The organism is Chryseobacterium echinoideorum (assembly GCF_007474535.1).
GTDB classification, from domain to species: Bacteria; Bacteroidota; Bacteroidia; order Flavobacteriales; family Weeksellaceae; genus Chryseobacterium; species Chryseobacterium echinoideorum.
Genome location: NZ_VKNW01000007.1, coordinates 96,363 through 116,449, shown reverse-complemented (window position 1 = coordinate 116,449; position 20,087 = coordinate 96,363). Strand labels below are relative to the sequence as shown.

Annotated in this window: 14 protein-coding genes; 10 read left to right on the top strand and 4 right to left on the bottom strand. The window is 33.9% G+C overall.

Features of this window, described 5'->3' with window-relative positions; all coding sequences use genetic code 11:
* Positions 1 to 30 precede the first annotated feature (30 nt).
* From argC to argH, 6 genes are all read left to right on the top strand, one after another.
* Positions 31 to 1,011 carry an N-acetyl-gamma-glutamyl-phosphate reductase gene (gene argC / locus FOL89_RS10505; RefSeq protein ID WP_144282756.1) on the top strand — a complete coding sequence of 327 codons (981 nt, stop codon included), beginning with the start codon at positions 31 to 33 and terminating at the stop codon, positions 1,009 to 1,011.
* A 297-nt stretch (positions 1,012 to 1,308) separates the two neighbouring features.
* Positions 1,309 to 2,448, top strand: coding sequence for an aspartate aminotransferase family protein (locus tag FOL89_RS10500; RefSeq protein WP_144282755.1), 1,140 nt, complete (start codon positions 1,309 to 1,311; stop codon positions 2,446 to 2,448).
* A 303-nt stretch (positions 2,449 to 2,751) separates the two neighbouring features.
* On the top strand, positions 2,752 to 3,711 hold the full coding sequence (locus tag FOL89_RS10495) for an N-acetylornithine carbamoyltransferase (RefSeq protein ID WP_144282754.1): 960 nt from the start codon (positions 2,752 to 2,754) through the stop codon (positions 3,709 to 3,711).
* Positions 3,712 to 3,805: 94 nt separating this feature from the next.
* Positions 3,806 to 4,600, top strand: coding sequence for an acetylglutamate kinase (argB, locus tag FOL89_RS10490; RefSeq protein ID WP_144282753.1), 795 nt, complete (start codon positions 3,806 to 3,808; stop codon positions 4,598 to 4,600).
* Complete coding sequence (locus tag FOL89_RS10485; protein WP_144282752.1) at positions 4,575 to 5,657, top strand: M20 family metallo-hydrolase; 1,083 nt, start codon at positions 4,575 to 4,577, stop codon at positions 5,655 to 5,657. Before argB ends, FOL89_RS10485 begins: the two co-directional genes overlap by 26 nt.
* Before the next feature lie 443 nt (positions 5,658 to 6,100).
* Positions 6,101 to 7,405 carry an argininosuccinate lyase gene (gene argH, locus FOL89_RS10480; RefSeq protein WP_144282751.1) on the top strand — a complete coding sequence of 435 codons (1,305 nt, stop codon included), beginning with the start codon at positions 6,101 to 6,103 and terminating at the stop codon, positions 7,403 to 7,405.
* Positions 7,406 to 7,423: 18 nt separating this feature from the next.
* Here argH and FOL89_RS10475 read toward each other — a convergent pair whose 3' ends face one another.
* Positions 7,424 to 8,656: an AbiH family protein gene (locus FOL89_RS10475; RefSeq protein WP_144282750.1), complete on the bottom strand. Its 1,233-nt coding sequence runs from the start codon at positions 8,654 to 8,656 to the stop codon at positions 7,424 to 7,426.
* 87 nt (positions 8,657 to 8,743) lie between these two features.
* A complete protein-coding gene (locus tag FOL89_RS10470; RefSeq protein WP_144282749.1) occupies positions 8,744 to 9,205 on the bottom strand; it encodes an Lrp/AsnC family transcriptional regulator in 462 nt (153 codons plus the stop codon).
* 239 nt (positions 9,206 to 9,444) lie between these two features.
* On the opposite strand from FOL89_RS10470, the gene FOL89_RS10465 reads away from it, so the two are divergent.
* From FOL89_RS10465 to carB, 3 genes are all read left to right on the top strand, one after another.
* Complete coding sequence (locus FOL89_RS10465) at positions 9,445 to 10,335, top strand: aspartate carbamoyltransferase catalytic subunit (protein ID WP_144282748.1); 891 nt, start codon at positions 9,445 to 9,447, stop codon at positions 10,333 to 10,335.
* Positions 10,336 to 10,506: 171 nt separating this feature from the next.
* Positions 10,507 to 11,580, top strand: coding sequence for a carbamoyl phosphate synthase small subunit (locus FOL89_RS10460; protein ID WP_144282747.1), 1,074 nt, complete (start codon positions 10,507 to 10,509; stop codon positions 11,578 to 11,580).
* A gap of 176 nt (positions 11,581 to 11,756) precedes the next feature.
* Entirely contained in the window at positions 11,757 to 14,939 is a 3,183-nt protein-coding gene (gene carB / locus FOL89_RS10455; protein WP_144282746.1) for a carbamoyl-phosphate synthase large subunit, read from the top strand.
* Positions 14,940 to 15,021: 82 nt separating this feature from the next.
* Here the strand turns inward: carB and FOL89_RS10450 are convergent, their stop codons facing one another.
* Together FOL89_RS10450 and FOL89_RS10440 are read right to left on the bottom strand one after the other, a co-directional pair.
* Entirely contained in the window at positions 15,022 to 15,495 is a 474-nt protein-coding gene (locus tag FOL89_RS10450) for a hypothetical protein (RefSeq protein WP_144282745.1), read from the bottom strand.
* 630 nt (positions 15,496 to 16,125) lie between these two features.
* Positions 16,126 to 16,791 carry a hypothetical protein gene (locus tag FOL89_RS10440; RefSeq protein WP_144282743.1) on the bottom strand — a complete coding sequence of 222 codons (666 nt, stop codon included), beginning with the start codon at positions 16,789 to 16,791 and terminating at the stop codon, positions 16,126 to 16,128.
* A 538-nt stretch (positions 16,792 to 17,329) separates the two neighbouring features.
* On the opposite strand from FOL89_RS10440, the gene FOL89_RS10435 reads away from it, so the two are divergent.
* On the top strand, positions 17,330 to 20,080 hold the full coding sequence (locus FOL89_RS10435) for a S8 family serine peptidase (RefSeq protein WP_144282742.1): 2,751 nt from the start codon (positions 17,330 to 17,332) through the stop codon (positions 20,078 to 20,080).
* The last annotated feature ends 7 nt before the right edge of the window (positions 20,081 to 20,087 follow it).

Here is a 20,087-nt window from a genome sequence, read left to right as displayed (position 1 = left end):
GAAAATCCTATCAAAAATAATTATTAAAAAATGATTAATCAAAAAAAAATAAAAACAACAGGAATCATCGGAGCCAACGGTTACACAGGAAGCGAATTGGTTCGTCTGTTGGTTTTTCATCCCAATGTATCATTGAGTTTTTTATATAGCCGTTCAAATTCGGGAACAAAAATTTCATACTTGTACCCGGATTTAACGACGGTTTGTGAAATGGTTTTAACGGATCAGCCTGAAGATGTAGATATTTTGTTTCTATGCCTTCCTCACAAAGAAAGTCAAAATTGGCTGACTCAAAATCCTGTAAAAGATGAAACATTAGTAATAGATTTAGGAAATGATTTTCGTTTAGATGGAAATTTTGAAAACAGAAATTTTATCTACGGTTTACCTGAAATCAACAAAAAACAACTTTCAGGAGCAAAAAGTATTGCAAATCCGGGATGTTTTGCAACAGCAATTCAACTGGCTCTGCTTCCATTAGCTCAAAAAGGTTTATTGAATGAAGTTTACACAACAGGAATCACGGGTTCCACGGGTGCAGGTCAGTCTTTACAACCTACTACGCATTTCACCTGGAGGAACGATAATATTTCAGCGTATAAAACTTTGAGACATCAACATGTGGCTGAGATTTTACAACAATTAATTTCTTTTAACACCCATGAAATCAGTCTGAATTTTGTTCCATGGAGAGGAGATTTTGCGAGAGGCATTTTTACAAGTTCCACCGTGAAAACAGATGCAGAACTTTCAGAGATCCATCAGTTGTTTGAAGATTTTTATGCAGATGAGCCTTTTGTACAGGTAAGCGAAAAAGCAATTGATTTAAAACAAGTTGTCAATACCAATCGCTGTGTGATACAGATTGAAAAATGTGAGAATGTTGCGGTCATTCATTCAGCGATTGACAATTTGTTGAAAGGAGCTTCCGGACAGGCAGTTCAAAATATGAACATTGCGATGGGTTGGGAAGAAAATTTAGGATTGAACTTGAAACCGATTGCGTTTTAAATTTTAAAAGTCAATTGTCAAATAGTCAATCGTGAATTTTAAAAGCTCAAACAAAAACGACTTATGAAAATGCAGCGTTAAAAAAAATAATTTTGTGAACGTTAAAAAAATTCTACTGTTTGAAGTGCGAAACAAATGTAGAACCGAAAAACAAATGCTGATTTTGCGCAAGTTTTAGAATTTTTAGAGAACAAAAATATTTTTTAGCAGAAGTTTCCAGTCTTGAACTTTTGTTTCTTTTGTTTGACTACGTCGAATCTGCGATTTCAAGGCAAAAGAAAAATAAAAAAATAAAAAATGAATTTATTCAACGTATATCCATTATTCAACATCAATCCGATAAAAGCTCAGGGGTCATTTCTCTGGGACGATAAAGGAAAAAAATATCTTGATTTTTACGGAGGTCACGCAGTAATTTCTATCGGGCACAACCATCCGCACTATCAGACTCAGTTAAAAAATCAATTAGACAAAATATCTTTCTACTCAAACTCGGTTCAGAATGAATTGCAGACTGAACTAGCTGAAAAATTAGGAAAACTTTCAGGTTTGGAAGATTACAATTTGTTTTTATGTAATTCAGGAGCAGAAGCCAATGAAAATGCCTTAAAACTAGCTTCATTTCATAACGGAAAAAGTAAAGTGTTGTATTTTTCAGGTTCATTTCATGGAAGAACTTCGGCGGCCGTTTCGGTGACGGACAATCCTAAAATTGTAGCTCCGGTAAATTATGATGAAAGATTCATTAAGTCTGAATGGAACAATATCGAACAGCTTGAAGAAGTTTTTGAAAAACAGGGAAATGAAATTTCATCCGTCATCATTGAAGCAATTCAGGGAGTAGGCGGAATTATGATTCCAACAGTTGAATTTTTAACTAAAATCAAAGAATTGTGCGAAAAATATGATGCTGTTTTGATTTTGGATGAAGTTCAGTCGGGATACGGAAGAAGCGGCTATTTCTTTGCCCATCAGGAGTTTGGAATTGAAGCAGATATCATCACCACCGCAAAAGGAATGGGAAATGGTTTTCCGATTGGCGGTGTTTTGATTCATCCGAAGTTTCAAGCAAGCAACGGTTTGCTGGGAACAACTTTCGGGGGGAATCACTTGGCTTGTGTAGCGGCAATTGCGGTTTTAGACATTATGAAAGATGAAAATCTTATCGAAAATGTTCAAAAAATGGGCGAATATATTGAAAATGAAATTAAGGATTTTCCACATATCAAAAACATCCGAAGGAAAGGCTTGATGATTGGGATTGAACTCGACAGAGATTGCTCTGAAGTGAGGAACAGCCTCTTGTACCATCATCATATTTTCACAGGAAACTCTAATGATAAAGCGGTCTTAAGGATTCTTCCGGCGCTTAACATTAAGAAAGAAGAAACTGATCTATTCATAAATGCTTTGAAAGAAATATTGGAGAATATTTAAGTTCTAAGATATTAAAGAAAGCTGAGAAGGCTTATTTGAAATTAAATTTAGCGCAAAGTTTGTCATTCCGTAGGAATCTAAAGTAGGCAAAATGAAAAATTAGATTCTTCCTTCGTCAGAATGACAAATACAACTCTCATTAGCTGAGTGAAACGCCTTTGCGACCGAAAATGTTTAAAACAAAGCTTCGCGACCATAGCGCTAAAAACTCAGTTTAAAATATACAAGATACAAGAATCTTTAAAATCAATTCAAAATGAAATGGATATTCCATTTGTCCATTGGAAAAATAAAAATTACCAAATGAAAAAATTCACCTCTGTAAGCGATGTTGAAAACTTACAGGAAATTATAAAAAAAGCTTTACAAATTAAAGAAAACCCTCTTTCGGAACCTGAAAAAGGAAAAGGAAAAACAATAGGACTTGTGTTTTTAAATTCAAGTTTGAGAACCCGTTTAAGCAGTCAGATTGCGGCTCAGAATTTAGGATTAAATGTTTTAATCTTAAATGCGGCTCAGGAAGCATGGAATCTTGAATTCGCAGACGGCGCAGTGATGAACGGCGATACCGTTGAACATATCAAAGATGCTATTGAAGTATTAAATCAGTATTGCGATATTATCGCCGTTCGTTGTTTTGCAGGAATGAAAAGCAAGGAAGATGATGTGAACGAAAGCATTTTAAGCCAGTTTGAACAACATGCGAAAGTTCCGGTTATTTCTCTGGAATCTGCGACACGTCATCCTTTACAAAGTTTAGCAGATTGCATCACCATTACCGAAAACTGGGAAGAAAAACGTAAACCGAAAGTGGTTTTAACTTGGGCGCCTCATATCAAGCCGATTGCTCATGCTGTAGGAAACTCTTTCGCTGAATGGATACAGGAAATGGGTGTCGATTTTGTCATCGCCAATCCGCAAGGATATGATCTGGATAAAAACTTTACAAAAGATGTGAAAGTTATTCACAATCAGGATGAAGCACTGAAAGATGCGGATTTTATTTATGTGAAAAATTGGTCGTCTTTTGATGATTACGCAGCAATGCCTGAAGTAAAAGAAAGTTGGATGCTCACGAATGAAAAGTTGGCTAATGCCAACAATGCAAAGGTAATGCACTGTCTTCCGGTTCGCCGAAATGTAGAATTGAGTGATGAAGTGATGGATGGTGAAAGCTCGATCATTTATCAGCAGGCAAAAAACCGTATTTTCTCTGCGCAGGCGGTTTTTTCTGAAATATTGGATGAATTGAATTCTAAATAAAATCAAACCTAACAGGTTTTAAAAACCTGTTAGGTTTCCCATACTAAACCCTGTCAAGGTTTTAAATCTTGACAGGGTTATAAAAAGGATTGCAATGAAAGAAAAATTATACATCATTAAAATTGGCGGAGCATTAATTGATGACGAGGAATTATTAGAACAGTTTTTAGAGCAGTTTTCTGAAATTCAGGAAAAGAAAATTCTGGTTCATGGAGGAGGGAAATTAGCAACGACTTTATCAGATAAATTGGGAATTGAGCAGAAGCTCGTAAACGGAAGGAGAATAACCGATAAAGATACATTGGATATTGTGACAATGGTTTATGCAGGAGGAATCAACAAAAATATTGTAGTAAAACTTCAGCAGAAGAAATGTAAAGCCATTGGTTTTTCGGGAGCGGATGCGAATTTAATTAAAGCCAAAAAAAGAGAACACGCCGAAATAGATTTCGGATTTGTGGGAGATATCACCGAAAAAAGTGTAAACAAAAAATTAATTTCAAAATTGCTGAAACTGGAACTGGTTCCTGTATTTTCGGCAATTACTCACGATAAAAAAGGTCATCTTTTTAATACCAATGCAGATACTATTGCTTCGGTAATTGCACAGGCTTTATCCATAAAATATGATGTTGAATTGCTGTACTGCTTTGATAAAGAAGGTGTTTTGGAAGATGTAAACAATCCGGAATCAGTTATTAAAAATATTTCTGAAGACGAATTTTCAGCCCTAAAAGAGGAAGGAAAACTTCATAAAGGAATTCTTCCCAAACTGGAAAATGCTTTAGGAGCAGTAAAAAATAATGTCAATAAGGTATTCTTAATTAAAGAAACCGAACTGAAAAACCATATAGAAAACCATCATGCAGGAACTGAAATCTGTTTATAGTAAAGAAGAATTACTGAATAATGCAGTCGATTTGTTGAAAAAAATGATTGAAATTCCGTCATTCAGCAAGGATGAATTTAATACGTCTGTGGAGATTGAAAGTTTTTTCAAAAAACATCACATTCCGACAAAACGTTTTAAAAATAACATTTGGGCGGTAAACAAAAATTTTGATGTTTTTAAGCCATCTATTTTGCTGAATACACATCACGATACCGTAAAACCCAACAAAGCATATACTTTAGATCCGTTTGTTCCGATTGAAAAAGACGGAAAATTATTCGGATTGGGAAGTAATGATGCGGGAGCTTCATTGGTTTCGATGGCGCAGGTTTTTTTACACTTTTATGAAAAAGAAAATTTACAATATAACTTAATTATTGCTTTGACGGCAGAGGAGGAGATTTCAGGTTTTGACGGTATTGAAGCGCTTTTCCCTCAATTACCTAATATCGAACTCGCCATTGTAGGAGAACCCACGCAGATGAATCTGGCGATTGCAGAAAAAGGACTTTTGGTAATTGACGGTGAAATGAAAGGTACTCCTTCTCACGCCGCTCATCCGAATGATGATAATTCGATTGTAAAATGTATGGAAGATTTGCAGAATATCTTAAATTTCAAATTTCCAAAAGTTTCGGATTACTTAGGTGAAGTTAAGGTGACACTTTCGGGAATTCACGCCGGAGTTCAGCATAATGTCGTTCCGGAATCATGTACTTTTACTTTAGATGTAAGAGTTACAGACGAATATTCTAATCAAGAGGCATTTGAAATCATCCAATCGCAGGTGAAATCAACTTTAACGGCGAGATCTTTCAGACTCAATTCTTCAAAAATAGAAAAAGATCATCCTTTTGTACAGGCAGGATTAGCGATCGGAAGGACAACGTACGGTTCGCCAACTTCATCTGATCAGGCGATCATTCCGTGCATCTCCGTAAAGCTCGGACCTGGAGATAGTACCCGTTCTCATACCGCGGATGAATACATTTATATAAAGGAAATAGCAGAAGGAATTGAGATTTACATCAAGATTTTGGAGAAGGTATTGTAAGCTGGATGATGGAAGTGGGGAGCTGGAAGTTTATGAAATATTCTAAAAATGACTTAGGAAACGGAGGCGTTAAAAAATTTTGAAGAAATTCCGTTAAAAAATCTCCACTGTTTGAGTGGCGGCAAAAATCGTTACTAAAATAACTTAATAGCCTTTCCGCCCGAGTTTGGAAATTTTAGGAAGTTCTTTAAAATTTTAGCCGGAGTTTCCAGTCTTGAACTTTTGTTTCTTTTGTTTTAAGACAAAAGAAAATTTTAAAATAAAAAGTTATGTCATTCTGAAAGAAACGAAGTGGATTGAAGAATCTCTAGCGTTCTTAAAAGAGATGCCTCCTTTGTCGGAACGACAAAATTAGATTTTAAATTAAATAAGAAAGGAAGATAAAGCGGTTGGTAGTAAACTTCCATCACCCAGCTTCCATCATCCAACAAAAAAGAAATTTTATGAAAAAAATATGGCAAAAAGACGATAACGCCACCAATATATTAGTCAATACATTCACAGTCGGGAAAGATCTTGACTTTGATGAACGTCTGGCAAAATACGATGTCAAAGGTTCAATGGCACATTGCAAAATGTTGGCAGAAGTCGGGATTATTTCTAATGAGGAATCTGAGAAAATGTTATTTGTTTTAGCAGAAATTTTAGACAATATAGAAAACGGTACTTTTGAAATTGATAAAACTGCGGAAGATATTCATTCCCAGATTGAATCAATTTTAATTGAAAAATTAGGGGATACAGGGAAGAAAATTCATACAGCACGTTCAAGAAACGATCAGGTTTTATTGGATATAAAACTGTATTTACTGGATGAAATCCGTGAAATTACAGCATTAACGGACGAATTCTTTCAGATATTAATTAAATTGGCAGAACAGCATAAAAATGTGTTGCTTCCGGGATATACGCATTTGCAGATTGCAATGCCTTCCTCGTTCGGATTGTGGTTTGGAGCGTATGCTGAAGCGTTGTTGGATGATGTTGAGATGCTTTTTTCGGTTAAAAATATCATTAATAAAAATCCATTGGGTTCGGCGGCAGGTTACGGTTCGTCTTTCCCGATAGACCGTGAAAGTACAACATATAATTTAGGCTTTCAGTCGATGAATTACAATTCTGTTTACGCTCAAATGACACGCGGAAAGTCGGAGAAAATGCTATCAATGGCAATGGCGACTTTGGCTGGAACGTTGGGGAAATTTGCTTATGATATTTGTCTGTATTTAAGCCAGAATTTTGATTTTATAAGCTTTCCAAAAGAATTTACAACGGGAAGCAGCATTATGCCTCACAAAAAAAATCCTGATATTTTTGAACTGGTTCGTGCACGTTGCAACAGAATACAGTCATTACCGAATGAATTTATTTTGCTCACAAATAACCTTCCTTCAGGGTATCACCGAGATATGCAGTTGACAAAGGAAATTCTTTTTCCTGCAATTGATTCCTTAAAAGAATGTTTGGAAATTTTAAATTATACCTTACCAAACATTCAGGTAAAAGACGGAATTTTGGAGGATGAGAAGTACAAATATCTCTTCAGCGTTGAAAAGATCAATGAAGAAGTGAAAAACGGAAGTTCATTTCGTGATGCTTATGTAAAAGTAGGGCAGGAGATTGAAAATAATGCGTTCGATTTTGAGATTGGAAATTTAAATCATACGCATCAGGGAAGTATCGGAAATTTGTGTTTGGATAAAATAGAATATCAGTTTAATAAGTTGAAAAATAAATTATTGGGTTGATTTTTAGTAAATAATTTATCAATGAATTGTTGGAGTGGAGTAAATTTTGGTATCTATACTTTTGTTGAGAGCAATTTTCATATCTTCAGAACCAGCTTTTAGAAAAACTAATTCCTTTTTTCTCATTTTACTAACGATATCATTTTTCCCACGAATGTCCAATAAATTAAGTAGTAATTTTGATTTTGACTCTTCATTATGATAAATAACTTTAATTGACTTAATTTTAGACATACTATTTGTGACGAAATCAAAAATCTCATTTATATAATCTTTATCCGAATGATCTAATGAATGTCCCCAAAAATAAAATTCATAATTTGTCATAGAAGAATTCTTGCTAATATTTTTTATTTCATCAAGAAAGTAATAATCAGTATTGTTGTTCAATTTCTGATAATACTTTGTAAATGGGAGGTAATGAATTTGATCAATCGTATCATCAGGAATGTTATCTATCCCTAAAACAATTGAGTTAATATCAGAATTAATTTTACCATGCAAATAATTTGTTTTGATAGTACTTTTAAATAATGTTTCAAAAGTTGGAGTATAATTAAATGTAAAGTAATATTTAATTGATTTTAATAGGCTTGCATCAGGTTTGTTAATATTTTTTTCATAAAGAGGAATTATGAATAATGAAAAGTATTTATTAAAAATATCTTTAAAATTATTTAATTGTTGATTTAGAAAACTGACAATTTTTTGGATATCAATACCTGTGTAGTAGCCGTACTTTTTTACGAGATATTTATCAAGAAAACTCCAACTATGTGAAGAACCATTCTCTTTCAAAATTATTTGAAAAAAAGATAAAACATTGATAATTTCTATTTTATTATTTAAAACAGTAGAATCATAAATTAATAACTTTAAATCTAAAGGAGATCTATTGAAAAATTTATCATTGAAAATATTTATTGAGTTCAATAGCAACCTAAGAACGTAATTTATTTTATTTTCAAAATCAATCCAAGTTTCAATATTTAATTCGTTTTTAAAAAACTGAAACCAAAGATTATCTTTAATGTCTGATTTTAATAAATCAATTTCATTTTTGTTAAAAGTCAAATTTTTTATAAATGAACTTTGTATTTTAATATAGTTGTTTGAATTTGAATATATTGAATCGAAATTATACACTTCATTCTTCTCTACATAATTTAATATTTGAATAAAATCACTGTAAGAAGTTGGTAAATTAAAATTTAAATCAAAACCATTACCTGTTATTAGTATTTTTGGCATTATGCTGGAATTTTGAGTGTATAAATATTTGAAGAATAAGAAATTTATTAGGATTTTTTACAGCTAAAAACTATTATAATTAAATAATTATCCCAAATCAATCTTAAACTTCGTAGATTTCTTCACCTCATGAAGCACGATAGAACTGTGATATTGCCCGATACTAGGAATATTTGAAATGACATTGACGGTAAATTCATTATAAGAATTAATATCTTTTGCGATAATTTTCAGCATATAATCGTATTCGCCGGAAAGACTGATAATTTCCTGAACTTCATCATACTGCATGATGTTTTTCTCGAAAGTTTCCAGAACTTTCTTAGATTGTTCTTTGAGACGGACGTTGCAATAAACAACAATATTTAAACCTAATTTTTCACGGTTTAAAAGTCCAACATATTTTTCGATGATTCCCTGTTTTTCCAGTTGTTTAATACGCTCATACGTTGGAGTAAAGGTAAGACCGATTCTTTCTGAAATTTCTTTAACAGAGTGTGTAGAGTCTTCCTGAATGATGCTGAGAATCATTTTATCTTTTAAATCCATAAAAAAGCTTGAGTTTGAAACAAAAATAATATTTAAAAATGAATTAAAAAAAGAATAGTTTTTTTTAATTAAATCTGGTTTTTGATTTTGTCATTTTGCAGAATTGTTATATCTTTGCACCTAATGAATAACACAGTATTTATATCATTAGAATTACCGGGCGCAGACGCCCTTTACGATATTTATTTTAAGCGAAGATAGTTTCTTCGCTTTTTTTTTGTAAAAAATTTAAAGACAGTATGTTTACGATTACAGAACTAAGCACCGAGAAAATCAACAGGATAGTAACAGAAGCATTAGCCTTTGCGAACGGGAAAACTGCCAAAATTGAAGGAGAAGTTTTCTGTTCCAACCTTTTCTTTGAAGACAGTACAAGAACAAAAACCAGTTTTGATATCGCTGAAAGAAAATTAGGACTGCAGGTTGTGCCTTTCGATGCTTCCCACAGTTCGGTAAACAAAGGAGAAAGTCTTTATGATACAGTAAAAACCATTGAAAGTCTGGGAGTAAATCTTGTCGTAATCAGAGATAAAAAAGACAGATATTTCGATGAATTAACTCAAATTAAAATTCCTGTCATCAACGGAGGAGACGGAACAGGAAATCACCCATCACAATGTATGCTGGATTTGATGACTATTTATCAGGAATTCGGAAAATTTGAAGGGTTGAAAATAGGAATTGTTGGAGATGTAAAACACAGCAGAGTGGCAAACTCCAATGCCGAAGCATTAAGAAGATTAGGTGCAAAAGTATATTTCTCTGGACCAGAACAATGGTTTGATGAAGGTGCTTTAATTAATGGGACTTATCTTTCTGTAGATGAATTAATTGCTGAAGTTGATGTTTTAATGTTGTTGAGAATTCAGCATGAAAGACACGATGCAAAAATGAGTTTCTCAGCTTCAGATTACCACAGAAAATATGGTTTGACAAAAGAAAGAGAAAAAGCTATGAAAAAAGAAGCCATCATTATGCATCCAGCTCCGATCAACAGAGGAGTTGAAATTGATTCAGACCTGGTGGAATGTGAACGTTCAAGAGTTTTCAAACAAATGCAGAACGGTGTTTTCGCAAGAATGGCAATTTTAAAAGATGCCCTAGAAAAAGAAGGCTATACTTTTAAATAAGAATCAAAAATATAAAAAACACGCACAGAATTCCCCTCCTTTGGAGGGGTGGCGAAAATTCAGAATGAATTTTTGACGGGGTGGTTTAAAAAATAAAGTAAAAAAGAAATAAAATAACAGAATGCAGAAGTCTAACTTCTAATTTCTAAAATCTAATATCTAATTTAAAAAATGAAGAAAAAGTTAATACTGGAGTCCGGTGAAGTGTTTCATGGAGAAGGTTTCGGAGCAGAATTGGAAACTGCGGGGGAAGTAGTTTTCAATACCGGAATGACAGGGTATCAGGAACTGATTTCTGATCCGTCTTATTGCGGTCAGATTGTGTGTATGACCTATCCATTAATCGGAAACTATGGGATTAATAGAGATGATTATGAGAGTATTGAACCCGCAATTAAAGGTCTTATTGTAAAAGAACTTTGTGATTTGCCATCGAATTTCCGTACTCAGATTACTTTAGATGAATTATTTAAAAAGAAAAACCTTTCAGGAATTTCAGGAATTGATACCAGAAGATTGACGAGAATTCTTCGTAATCACGGTGTTGTGAAAGGTAAAATCGTAAACGCTGATGCTGATGAAAGCACTGTCGTTTCAGAATTAAAATCAACCAACTTTCCAACCAATCAGGTAGAGCAGGTTTCAACGAAAACGCCTTATGCAAATCCGGGAAGAGGTCTTAAAGTAGTGCTTGTGGATTTCGGTTCTAAATTAGGAATTATCAGAGAGTTATCTCAAAGAAACTGTGATATTACGGTAGTTTCTCAGGATGTTACCGCAGAAGAAATTTTACTGATGAATCCGGACGGAGTAATGCTTTCCAACGGTCCCGGAGATCCTGAAGATAACCAACAGGCTTTAGAAATGATCAGAGGAATTTTAGGAAAAGTTCCAATCTTCGGAATCTGTTTAGGTCATCAGTTAATTGGTTTGGCTTGTGGCGCAAAAACGTTCAAACTAAAATTCGGTCACAGAGGAGGAAATCACCCAGTGCTAGATTTAGAAAAAAACAAAGTAGCGATCACTTCTCAGAACCATGGTTATGCGGTAGACCAAGAGAGTTTAAAAAATACAGATTTAGTTGAGACGCATATCGCATTGAACGACAGAACCAACGAAGGTTTGAAACACAAAATTCACCCTTGTTTCTCCGTTCAGTATCACCCGGAAGCAAGTCCGGGTCCTGAAGATGCGAATTACTTATTCGATGATTTCATTGAATTAATGGAAAACTTTAAAAAGTAAAATATTCAGTTTGTCATTCTGAATGAAGCAATAGCGAAGTGAAGAATCTCAATAATTAAAAAAGAGATTCCTCGATTCCTCGGAATGACAAGTTTTAAAATTAAATCTAAATAAAAAACAGTGCTAAAGTCTAACATCTAACTTCTAGCATCTAGCATCTAACATCTAACTTAGAAATGGCAAAACGTACAGACATAAAAACAATTTTAGTAATCGGTTCAGGTCCAATTATCATCGGTCAGGCTGCTGAATTTGATTACGCAGGAACGCAGGCTTGCTTGTCTTTGAAAGAAGAAGGTTACAAGGTAATTTTGATCAATTCAAATCCTGCAACGATTATGACGGATGTGGAAATCGCAGATAAAGTTTACATTGAGCCGATTTCACTTCAGTTTGTAAGTCATATCATCAGAAAAGAGCGTCCGGATGCGCTTTTACCGACTCTTGGCGGACAAACAGGTCTGAACATGGCGGTAGAATTGGAAAAATCAGGAATTCTTGAAGAATGTAAAGTAGAAGTTTTGGGAACGAAACTTTCAGCCATCAACAGAGCGGAAGACAGAGACTTGTTCCGCGAATTGATGAGAGAATTAAACGAACCGGTTCCGGAATCAGACATCGTAAATACCGTTGAAGGAGCATTAAACTTTGCTGATAATATCGGATATCCGGTAATTGTTCGTCCAGCCTTTACCATGGGTGGAACAGGAGGTGGTATCGCTTCCAACGAAACTGAATTAAAAGAAATCGCTGAATTAGGTCTCAAACACAGCCCGGTTACCCAGTGTCTGATCGAAAAATCAATCGCAGGTTTCAAAGAAATTGAGTATGAAGTAATGCGTGATGCCAACGACAACGCCATTGTGGTTTGTAACATGGAAAACATCGATCCGGTGGGAGTTCACACTGGAGATTCAATCGTTGTGGCACCTTCTCAGACGCTTTCAGACAGAGAATATCAATTGTTAAGAAATGCTTCATTAAAAATCATCAGAGCATTAGGAATTGAAGGTGGTTGTAATGTACAGCTGGCTTTAGACCCACATTCATTCGAGTATTATATCATTGAAGTGAATCCGAGAGTTTCTCGTTCATCTGCTTTAGCATCAAAAGCAACAGGTTATCCGATTGCAAAAATTGCAGCGAAAATCGCAGTAGGTTTAACTTTAGATGAAATCATGAATCCGGTTACCGGAAAAACGTATGCTTGTTTCGAGCCGGCTTTGGATTATGTGGTAACCAAATTCCCAAGATTTCCATTCGATAAATTCGAAACAGCAGACAGAAGATTGTCAACCCAGATGAAAGCAACAGGTGAAGTGATGGCAATCGGAAGAAATTTTGAAGAATCTTTACAGAAAGCCATCCGTTCTCTGGAAACAGGAATAAGACATATTGGTTTAAAAACGAAGCAGGCTGAAGCTTTAACAGCGGAAGAAATTGAAAGAAGAATAAGAGTTTGTGATGACGAAAGACTGTTCATTATCGGTGATGCTTTAAGAAGAGGTTACGATTGGGAACAAATTGTAGAATGGAGTAAAATAGATAAATTCTTCATCTGGAAAATCAAAAAACTAATTGATTTTGAAAAAACAATAGCTGACAATAAATTCAACAAAGAAATTTTAATTGAAGCTAAAAAATTAGGTTTTGCAGATTTAAATATCGCTTACCTTTGGGAAGTTTCTCAAAGAGAAGTATTCAACTTCAGAAAAGAGAGCGGAGTAATGCCTGTTTATAAAATGGTAGACACCTGTGCGGCAGAATTCGAATCTGAAACTCCTTATTTCTACGGAACTTACGAAGAAGAAAACGAATCGGTTGTTTCAAATAAAGAAAAAATTATCGTTTTGGGTTCTGGTCCAATCAGAATTGGTCAAGGTGTTGAGTTTGACTACGCAACGGTACATTCAGTTTGGGCAATCAAAGAAATGGGCTATGAAGCGATTATCATCAACAACAACCCTGAAACGGTTTCTACAGACTTCTCGATTTCAGATAAATTATACTTCGAGCCTTTAACAGAGGAAGATGTAATGAACATCATTGATCTGGAAAAACCAAAAGGAGTTGTGGTACAGTTTGGTGGACAAACAGCGATCAATTTAGCGGACAAATTAGCTTCTCACGGAGTTCAGATTTTAGGAACTTCTCTGGAAGACCTTGATAGAGCCGAAAACAGAGACAAGTTTGAAAAAGCACTTCAGGAAATGCAGATTCCGCAGCCTTTAGGAAAAACATCTGTTTCAAAAGAAGAAGCAATAAAAATTGCCAACGAAATCGGTTATCCGGTATTGGTGCGTCCAAGTTACGTTTTAGGAGGTAGAGCCATGGAAATTGTTTATACGGAAACAGAATTGGCACATTACATGGAAAATGCAGTAGAAGCAAGTCCTGAACATCCTGTTTTGGTCGACAAATATATGGTTGGAAAAGAAGTGGAAATCGACGCTATCTGTGACGGTGAAACGGTAATCATTCCGGGAATTATGGAGCATATCGAGAGAGCGGGAGTTCACTCCGGAGACTCAATTGCGGTGTATCCTCCACAGAATATTTCACAAAGCGAAATTGATACTTTGGTTGATTATACGAAAAGATTGGCAAAAGGATTAAACGTGATAGGATTAATGAACATCCAATACGTTCTTTTTGAAGGAAATGTATATGTAATTGAAGTAAATCCAAGATCATCGAGAACAGTTCCTTTCTTGTCTAAAATTACCGAAGTTCCGATGGCAAATCTGGCTACTAAAGCAATCTTAGGTCAGAAACTGAAAGATCTGGGCTACGTAAGCGGATTAGTTCCAAATAAAGAAGGGGTTTTCGTAAAAGTTCCGGTATTTTCTTTCTCAAAATTAACGAAAGTAGATATCTCTTTAGGTCCAGAAATGAAGTCTACAGGAGAAGTTATGGGGAAAGATACGACTTTGGAAAAAGCTTTATACAAAGGATTGGTTGCAGCAGGAAGAAAAGTTCCGATGCACGGTTCGATCTTGTTTACAGTTGCTGATAAACATAAGCAGGAAGCAGCAGATTTGGCTTCAAGATTTCATGAAGTTGGTTTCAGAATCTGGGCAACAGAAGGAACTGCAAAATTCTTCGAAGAAAAAGGAATTCCTTGCAAAATCGGATATAAAATCGGGGAGGAGAGTGTTAACCTGATTGATCTGATCCAGAAAGGAAAAGTACAATATGTTGTCAATACCATGACGAAAGGAAAACAGTCGGAAAGAGACGGTTTCCAGATCCGAAGAATGAGTGTGGAAAACGGTGTCCCATGTTTAACGTCTATGGATACAGTAGAAGCCATTCTGAAAGTGATCGAAAGCATGAGTTTCAAAATGGAGGTGATGTAGTTTTTGGAATGAGATAAAGTAAAAGCGGAAGATTTTTTTTCCGCTTTTTTATTCATATCATAAAGAAATTAGCTCATACAACTTAATACAAAGTTTTGCAATTACCATCAATTATTTTTTCATAAATCATTTGGTCAACAACTGTAGCCCAGAGTTTTTTTGCAGTCATGGCAATATTTTCATTGTAAGTAAAATAATGATAGTTGTCTTCACTATTGTAAGATGTATGAGCATCAAACTCAATCGTAATTACATTATTGTCTTTAATTACAATTTCAAAGTAACAACTTTTAATTCCGTTTATTGAAGAGACAAACGTTCTTTTTCTGAAATTTTCATTTACGTGAGTATTAACTTTTAATCTCGGAGAACTAGCATTTAATAATTTATAAAATTCTTCAACAATTTTTTCCCCGACTCTTAGTTCTTCACCGTTTTTCGATTTTAACAGCTGATTTTTTTCATTATCTAACCTCTCAATAATCTCATTTTTATGTCTGTTTTTATCAAGTAGATAAATGATAATTATTAAAGCAATTATTCCTAATATAATCATATTCAAAAAATTATTTATATAGAACTAAGCCATTTCGAGTAACCATATTTATAATCATTAATTTATTTTCTAAAAATCGAAAAAGAAAATCGTAATTTCCATCAGTTGCAATTGTTTCGTAAAATTTTTCACCACTGCTTGTATTAGATTTTTGAAATTTAGAAGTGATTTTGTAAATTTCTTTTTGACCGTCGAATTTATTAATTGTAATTTTTTTTAGAGGATAATCGTACTCGACGGTCACTTGTGTAGGCTTTATTTCACTTATTTTATTATTTTTTATAATTGAAAAAAGTGTATAGTTCCTCACAAATTTATTCTGTGAGAATACAGAAAAAAAACATAATAAAGATAATATTATAAATATTCTTAATCTCATATTGTAACTTATTATAGACTTTGTATCGAATTTTTCTTATCTTGAATCTTCTTATTTTCCTTTTCTTTTTCTCTCCTCATATTATCTTGTTTAGCAATCTCATTTGTTATTTCATTGATAATATTTTGGGAATCAATATCTTGAATGGATACAAACGAACTTGTAGATAAGTTCTTTTTTTCGGAATCTGGAAATAGATAATTCATATCTTCAGGCTTAATGGACAAATAATAACTAAGTTTTTCATTATGTCATTCTAAATCTACCGATGTAAACTTCCCACTATTTTGTGTTTCATTATACGATTGATCTATTTCATTTAGATTTTTATTAAAATCACCATTCATTTTCTGAGGTTGCTTCCCCCATATAAAATATTGGAAAGAATCTGGTTTACCAAACGCTGATGTAAATATTTCGATAAAGCTATTATGTTTTATTCCACGCGAAAATTTGTTGGATTGATATTCAGTAGAACTAATTTGCCAACTTTCTTGTTGGTGAATTTCTATTTTTTTTAAAATTTCATCTATAAATATTAAATTCACAAACATAATATTACCGCGACCAGATTTAATGTCTAATGATTTAGGAATATATTGAACCTCTTTAAAGTTGTGATTTTTGATATTTTTATCAGTTATAATTTTAGATTCACTATCAATTATAAAATCTTTAAAATTACTATCAATTTTTAGTCCTTTAAAACCGTTAAACTTTTTAAGATTTTCTTTGTTTTCAAGTTTCAGTCCCTCCATATTTATTTTTTGGTTTAGTAGAGAGGTAAAAGAATTTTGTATAATTTTCTGATCTGCCGTGATTGTATCACTATTGTTATTACTTATTATATTTTGTGATTTTTTTTCATTACATGAGCTTAGTAATAAAATTGAAATAATTAATATAGATTTTTTCACGGTATTTAAATTTTTCAAATATAATTTATAATTCTTAAACTTTTCTGTAAAAAAAGCGAGGAACTTTTCCTCGCTTTAGTAATACAGGCTCGGCAAAGCCTTGACACATAAAACAGGAAAGCCCTCGCCAAATAAGGCAGGAGCTCAACTGTTTGTATTTTGTGTCTTTGTGAATTTTGCCGATTCGTATTACAAAAGCAAAAGTTTAAACTCTTTTTTTGTTGATTTATTCCACAAAAATACGATTTTTTATCAATTTAAATTTTGAGTATTTTTCTTTTAATATTTTATTTATTCATAATATTATTGATTTATACTTTTATTCAAACAATTTTATAAGTTTTTTCTAGATCATCAAAATATCACCCAAAAGTGCTATTTTTTACAAACTTGATTTATAGTAATTTCGGATAAAATATTTCAGGAAAACAGTTGTGACTTATTTTAAATTATAGTAACTTTTTTCTGTAATTTTTAAGTGACTTTTTATTTACTTCATATCTCTCATTATTGACTAATAACCTTAAAAACTTATCTTATGTTTAACTTTTTTAATGCCGCTGAAACAAAAGCAATCATTGTTGACAAGCTGGTCAATCAGTACGATCAGATTATTAAAGATCAAAGCAGACTGGAAGAAGCACGGCTGCTAAATCATCCGCTTATTGATCTTGAAGATAATCAGAAGCGTGTAGAAAACAGAGTTGCCCGTGAGAATTTTAATTTCAATCTGGGAATTGAAAGAATCATTGAAGAAAATGACTTGGTAGACATTATTAATCTTTCCAAAATATTAAAAATATCCCAGTCTGTTTGTAGGGTTTTACATAATAATAAACCGGTTGGAACGGGTTTTTTAATCAATGGAAATATTCTGGTAACCAATAATCATGTGATTTCCGGTGAAGAAGAGTGTGCAAATATTAAAGCTGAATTTTTCTATGAACTTGATGAGGAAGGGAGAATACTGAATCCGGTACAGTTCAGACCAGAACCTGAAGCTTTCTTTTTTACATCACACATCAAAAAAAGTCAGGAAGATGAGTTTTCGGGATTAGATTGTACAATGGTAGCTTTAGAAGAAATTAATCTTAGAGGAAAAAAAATTACAGATATTCCGTCTTTAGAAATAGATGGGAATATCGGTAAAATTATCAAGGGAGAAACCTGTATTATCATTCAGCATCCTAATGGTCAGCCAAAAAAGATCTCCCTAAATAATAATTCTTTCTTTTCTGAAAATCAGGATCAGATTATTTATGAAACCGATTCATTGCCGGGTTCTTCCGGTTCACCGGTTTTAGCATTGGGAACCTGCGAGGTTGTAGCACTACATCAGACAGGAGTTCCAAAAATGGATGAAAACGGAAATCCTCTTACCAAATACGGAACTGTTGCCAACTCAGAAACACCTGATGAGGATATTGAATGGGTAGGAAATGCCGGAATCCGGATCAGCAGAATATTGGAGTTTCTCCAGAAGAAAAATTTTGAAAAGCCGGCGCATAATCTTAAAAAAAATGAAATTCTAGCAAGAACCAATAAGGCTAAAAGAGAGTTGGATGAAGTAGTAGAAAATCAGCCTGAAATCTCTCTTCCTGATGTGAAAAATGAAGCACAGAAACTAAAAAATTTCGTATCAGATACTAAGTTACAGGATAAGAATAAATCTGCTGATAATTCTCAAAAGTTTCCATTTATCATTCTGGCAAATAACAGCCCTGAAAATTTTGAAAATCTTGAAACCGAACTACAACTCAATTATGGCAATGACTTCAGCTTATATCTTGCAACTCCTGTCTCAGCAAAAGAAAATGAAGAAGAACTTTTTGTACTGAATATCTCATCTGAAGGCAAAAATCCAAACGAATTTGCCAGAGAATTACTTTCATTAAAAGAAATTATTCATGCAGAATATGACAGCGAGATTTATCTCAATATGGAAGTAACGCATGACAATGATTTGAAAGCCTTTGAAAGCTCTGGTTCTAAAGATTTTAATAACGAACAGCATTTTCTTGATCTGTACAACCAGACCAGCAAATATGTAAAAGGTAAAAACAAAGAAGATTACAGACAGTGGAACTGGAAAGCCGTGAATTACAATTCAGCGGTTACCGATACAATTGGAGATTCAATAAAAATTGTTCAGTTTGATACCGGATATTCTCATCATCCGAAAAATTACGGAGCTTTTGATCTTACCGAAGATTTTGATTTTGTAGACGATGATGATAATTCCAGAGAAGAAGAGCATCACAGGATCACTTTGGCAGATTATGGTCATGGTGCGCGTACAGGAAGTATTATTATAGGAAATCTTTATTCCGATACAGAAGAAAACGGGAATTGCGGATTACTGCAGCAAAACAGAGTAAAACTTATTCCTTATCGTGTTGCTCAGGATGTCTTGATTTTAGGAAGACAAGCAGAACTGGCAAAGGCTGTAGATGCGGCTATTGCTACAGGCGCAAAAGTAATTACAACGAGCATGGGACTTCCTCCAACGATGACGACGTACAATCTGGCAAAAAAAGTCTATGAAAAAGGCATTATCTGGTGTTGTGCAGCAGGAAACGAAGTAAGAGAAGTCGTGGCACCGGCAGTACATCCCGGAACTATTGCGGTTGCCGCCTCAAATCCGGATGATAAAGAATGGAAAGGATCTTCTAGGGGAAAAACAGTCGATATTACAGCACCGGGAATGCATGTGTATGTTCCAAAATTTTTGAAAGAAAAAACAGGTTTATTCCGTTATGGGATGGGATATGGTCACGGTACGAGTTACGCAGTACCACACGTTTCATCCGCAGCAGTTCTCTGGCTTTACAAAAACAGAGAAAAGTTGAAAAGCTATCACGGTTATGAGATTATTGAGGCTTTCAGAAGTTGTCTGAAAAGTTCGGCAAGAACGCAGCACAGTCTTCCTGCAAACTTTGGAGCAGGTATTTTGGATATTGACAAACTTTTAAAAGCAGAAATTCCCAATAGTTCAGATTTGGTTAATGCTTATAAAGATGAAGATATCAGCAAAGTTGCCATGGCATTCAGAACTGTGGGCGAAAGTCTTAAAATGCTATGGAACGGAATTTTGAGAGGCATCAAAAAAGGAATTAGTAAAGAAGAAAGCCTGATTACTGAAGAATATGAAATGTCTGATCATGCCAGAAAAATTATTGAGCAAAATTCACCTAAAGGATATTCAGCAAAGGAAAGCATAATAAATCCCGATGTAAACAGTACTCTCGAAACATTCAAGCTGATAAGAGAAAAAGTAATCAATTCTTAAAAAAAGA

What these genes read in the sequence shown, in the direction of transcription:
- argC (WP_144282756.1), top strand. Translation starts at nt 31, where the DNA reads ATGATTAATCAAAAAAAAATAAAAACAACAGGAATCATCGGAGCCAAC.
- FOL89_RS10500 (WP_144282755.1), top strand. Translation starts at nt 1,309, where the DNA reads ATGAATTTATTCAACGTATATCCATTATTCAACATCAATCCGATAAAA.
- FOL89_RS10495 (WP_144282754.1), top strand. Translation starts at nt 2,752, where the DNA reads ATGAAAAAATTCACCTCTGTAAGCGATGTTGAAAACTTACAGGAAATT.
- argB (WP_144282753.1), top strand. Translation starts at nt 3,806, where the DNA reads ATGAAAGAAAAATTATACATCATTAAAATTGGCGGAGCATTAATTGAT.
- FOL89_RS10485 (WP_144282752.1), top strand. Translation starts at nt 4,575, where the DNA reads ATGCAGGAACTGAAATCTGTTTATAGTAAAGAAGAATTACTGAATAAT.
- argH (WP_144282751.1), top strand. Translation starts at nt 6,101, where the DNA reads ATGAAAAAAATATGGCAAAAAGACGATAACGCCACCAATATATTAGTC.
- FOL89_RS10475 (WP_144282750.1), bottom strand. Translation starts at nt 8,656, where the DNA reads ATGCCAAAAATACTAATAACAGGTAATGGTTTTGATTTAAATTTTAAT.
- FOL89_RS10470 (WP_144282749.1), bottom strand. Translation starts at nt 9,205, where the DNA reads ATGGATTTAAAAGATAAAATGATTCTCAGCATCATTCAGGAAGACTCT.
- FOL89_RS10465 (WP_144282748.1), top strand. Translation starts at nt 9,445, where the DNA reads ATGTTTACGATTACAGAACTAAGCACCGAGAAAATCAACAGGATAGTA.
- FOL89_RS10460 (WP_144282747.1), top strand. Translation starts at nt 10,507, where the DNA reads ATGAAGAAAAAGTTAATACTGGAGTCCGGTGAAGTGTTTCATGGAGAA.
- carB (WP_144282746.1), top strand. Translation starts at nt 11,757, where the DNA reads ATGGCAAAACGTACAGACATAAAAACAATTTTAGTAATCGGTTCAGGT.
- FOL89_RS10450 (WP_144282745.1), bottom strand. Translation starts at nt 15,495, where the DNA reads ATGATTATATTAGGAATAATTGCTTTAATAATTATCATTTATCTACTT.
- FOL89_RS10435 (WP_144282742.1), top strand. Translation starts at nt 17,330, where the DNA reads ATGTTTAACTTTTTTAATGCCGCTGAAACAAAAGCAATCATTGTTGAC.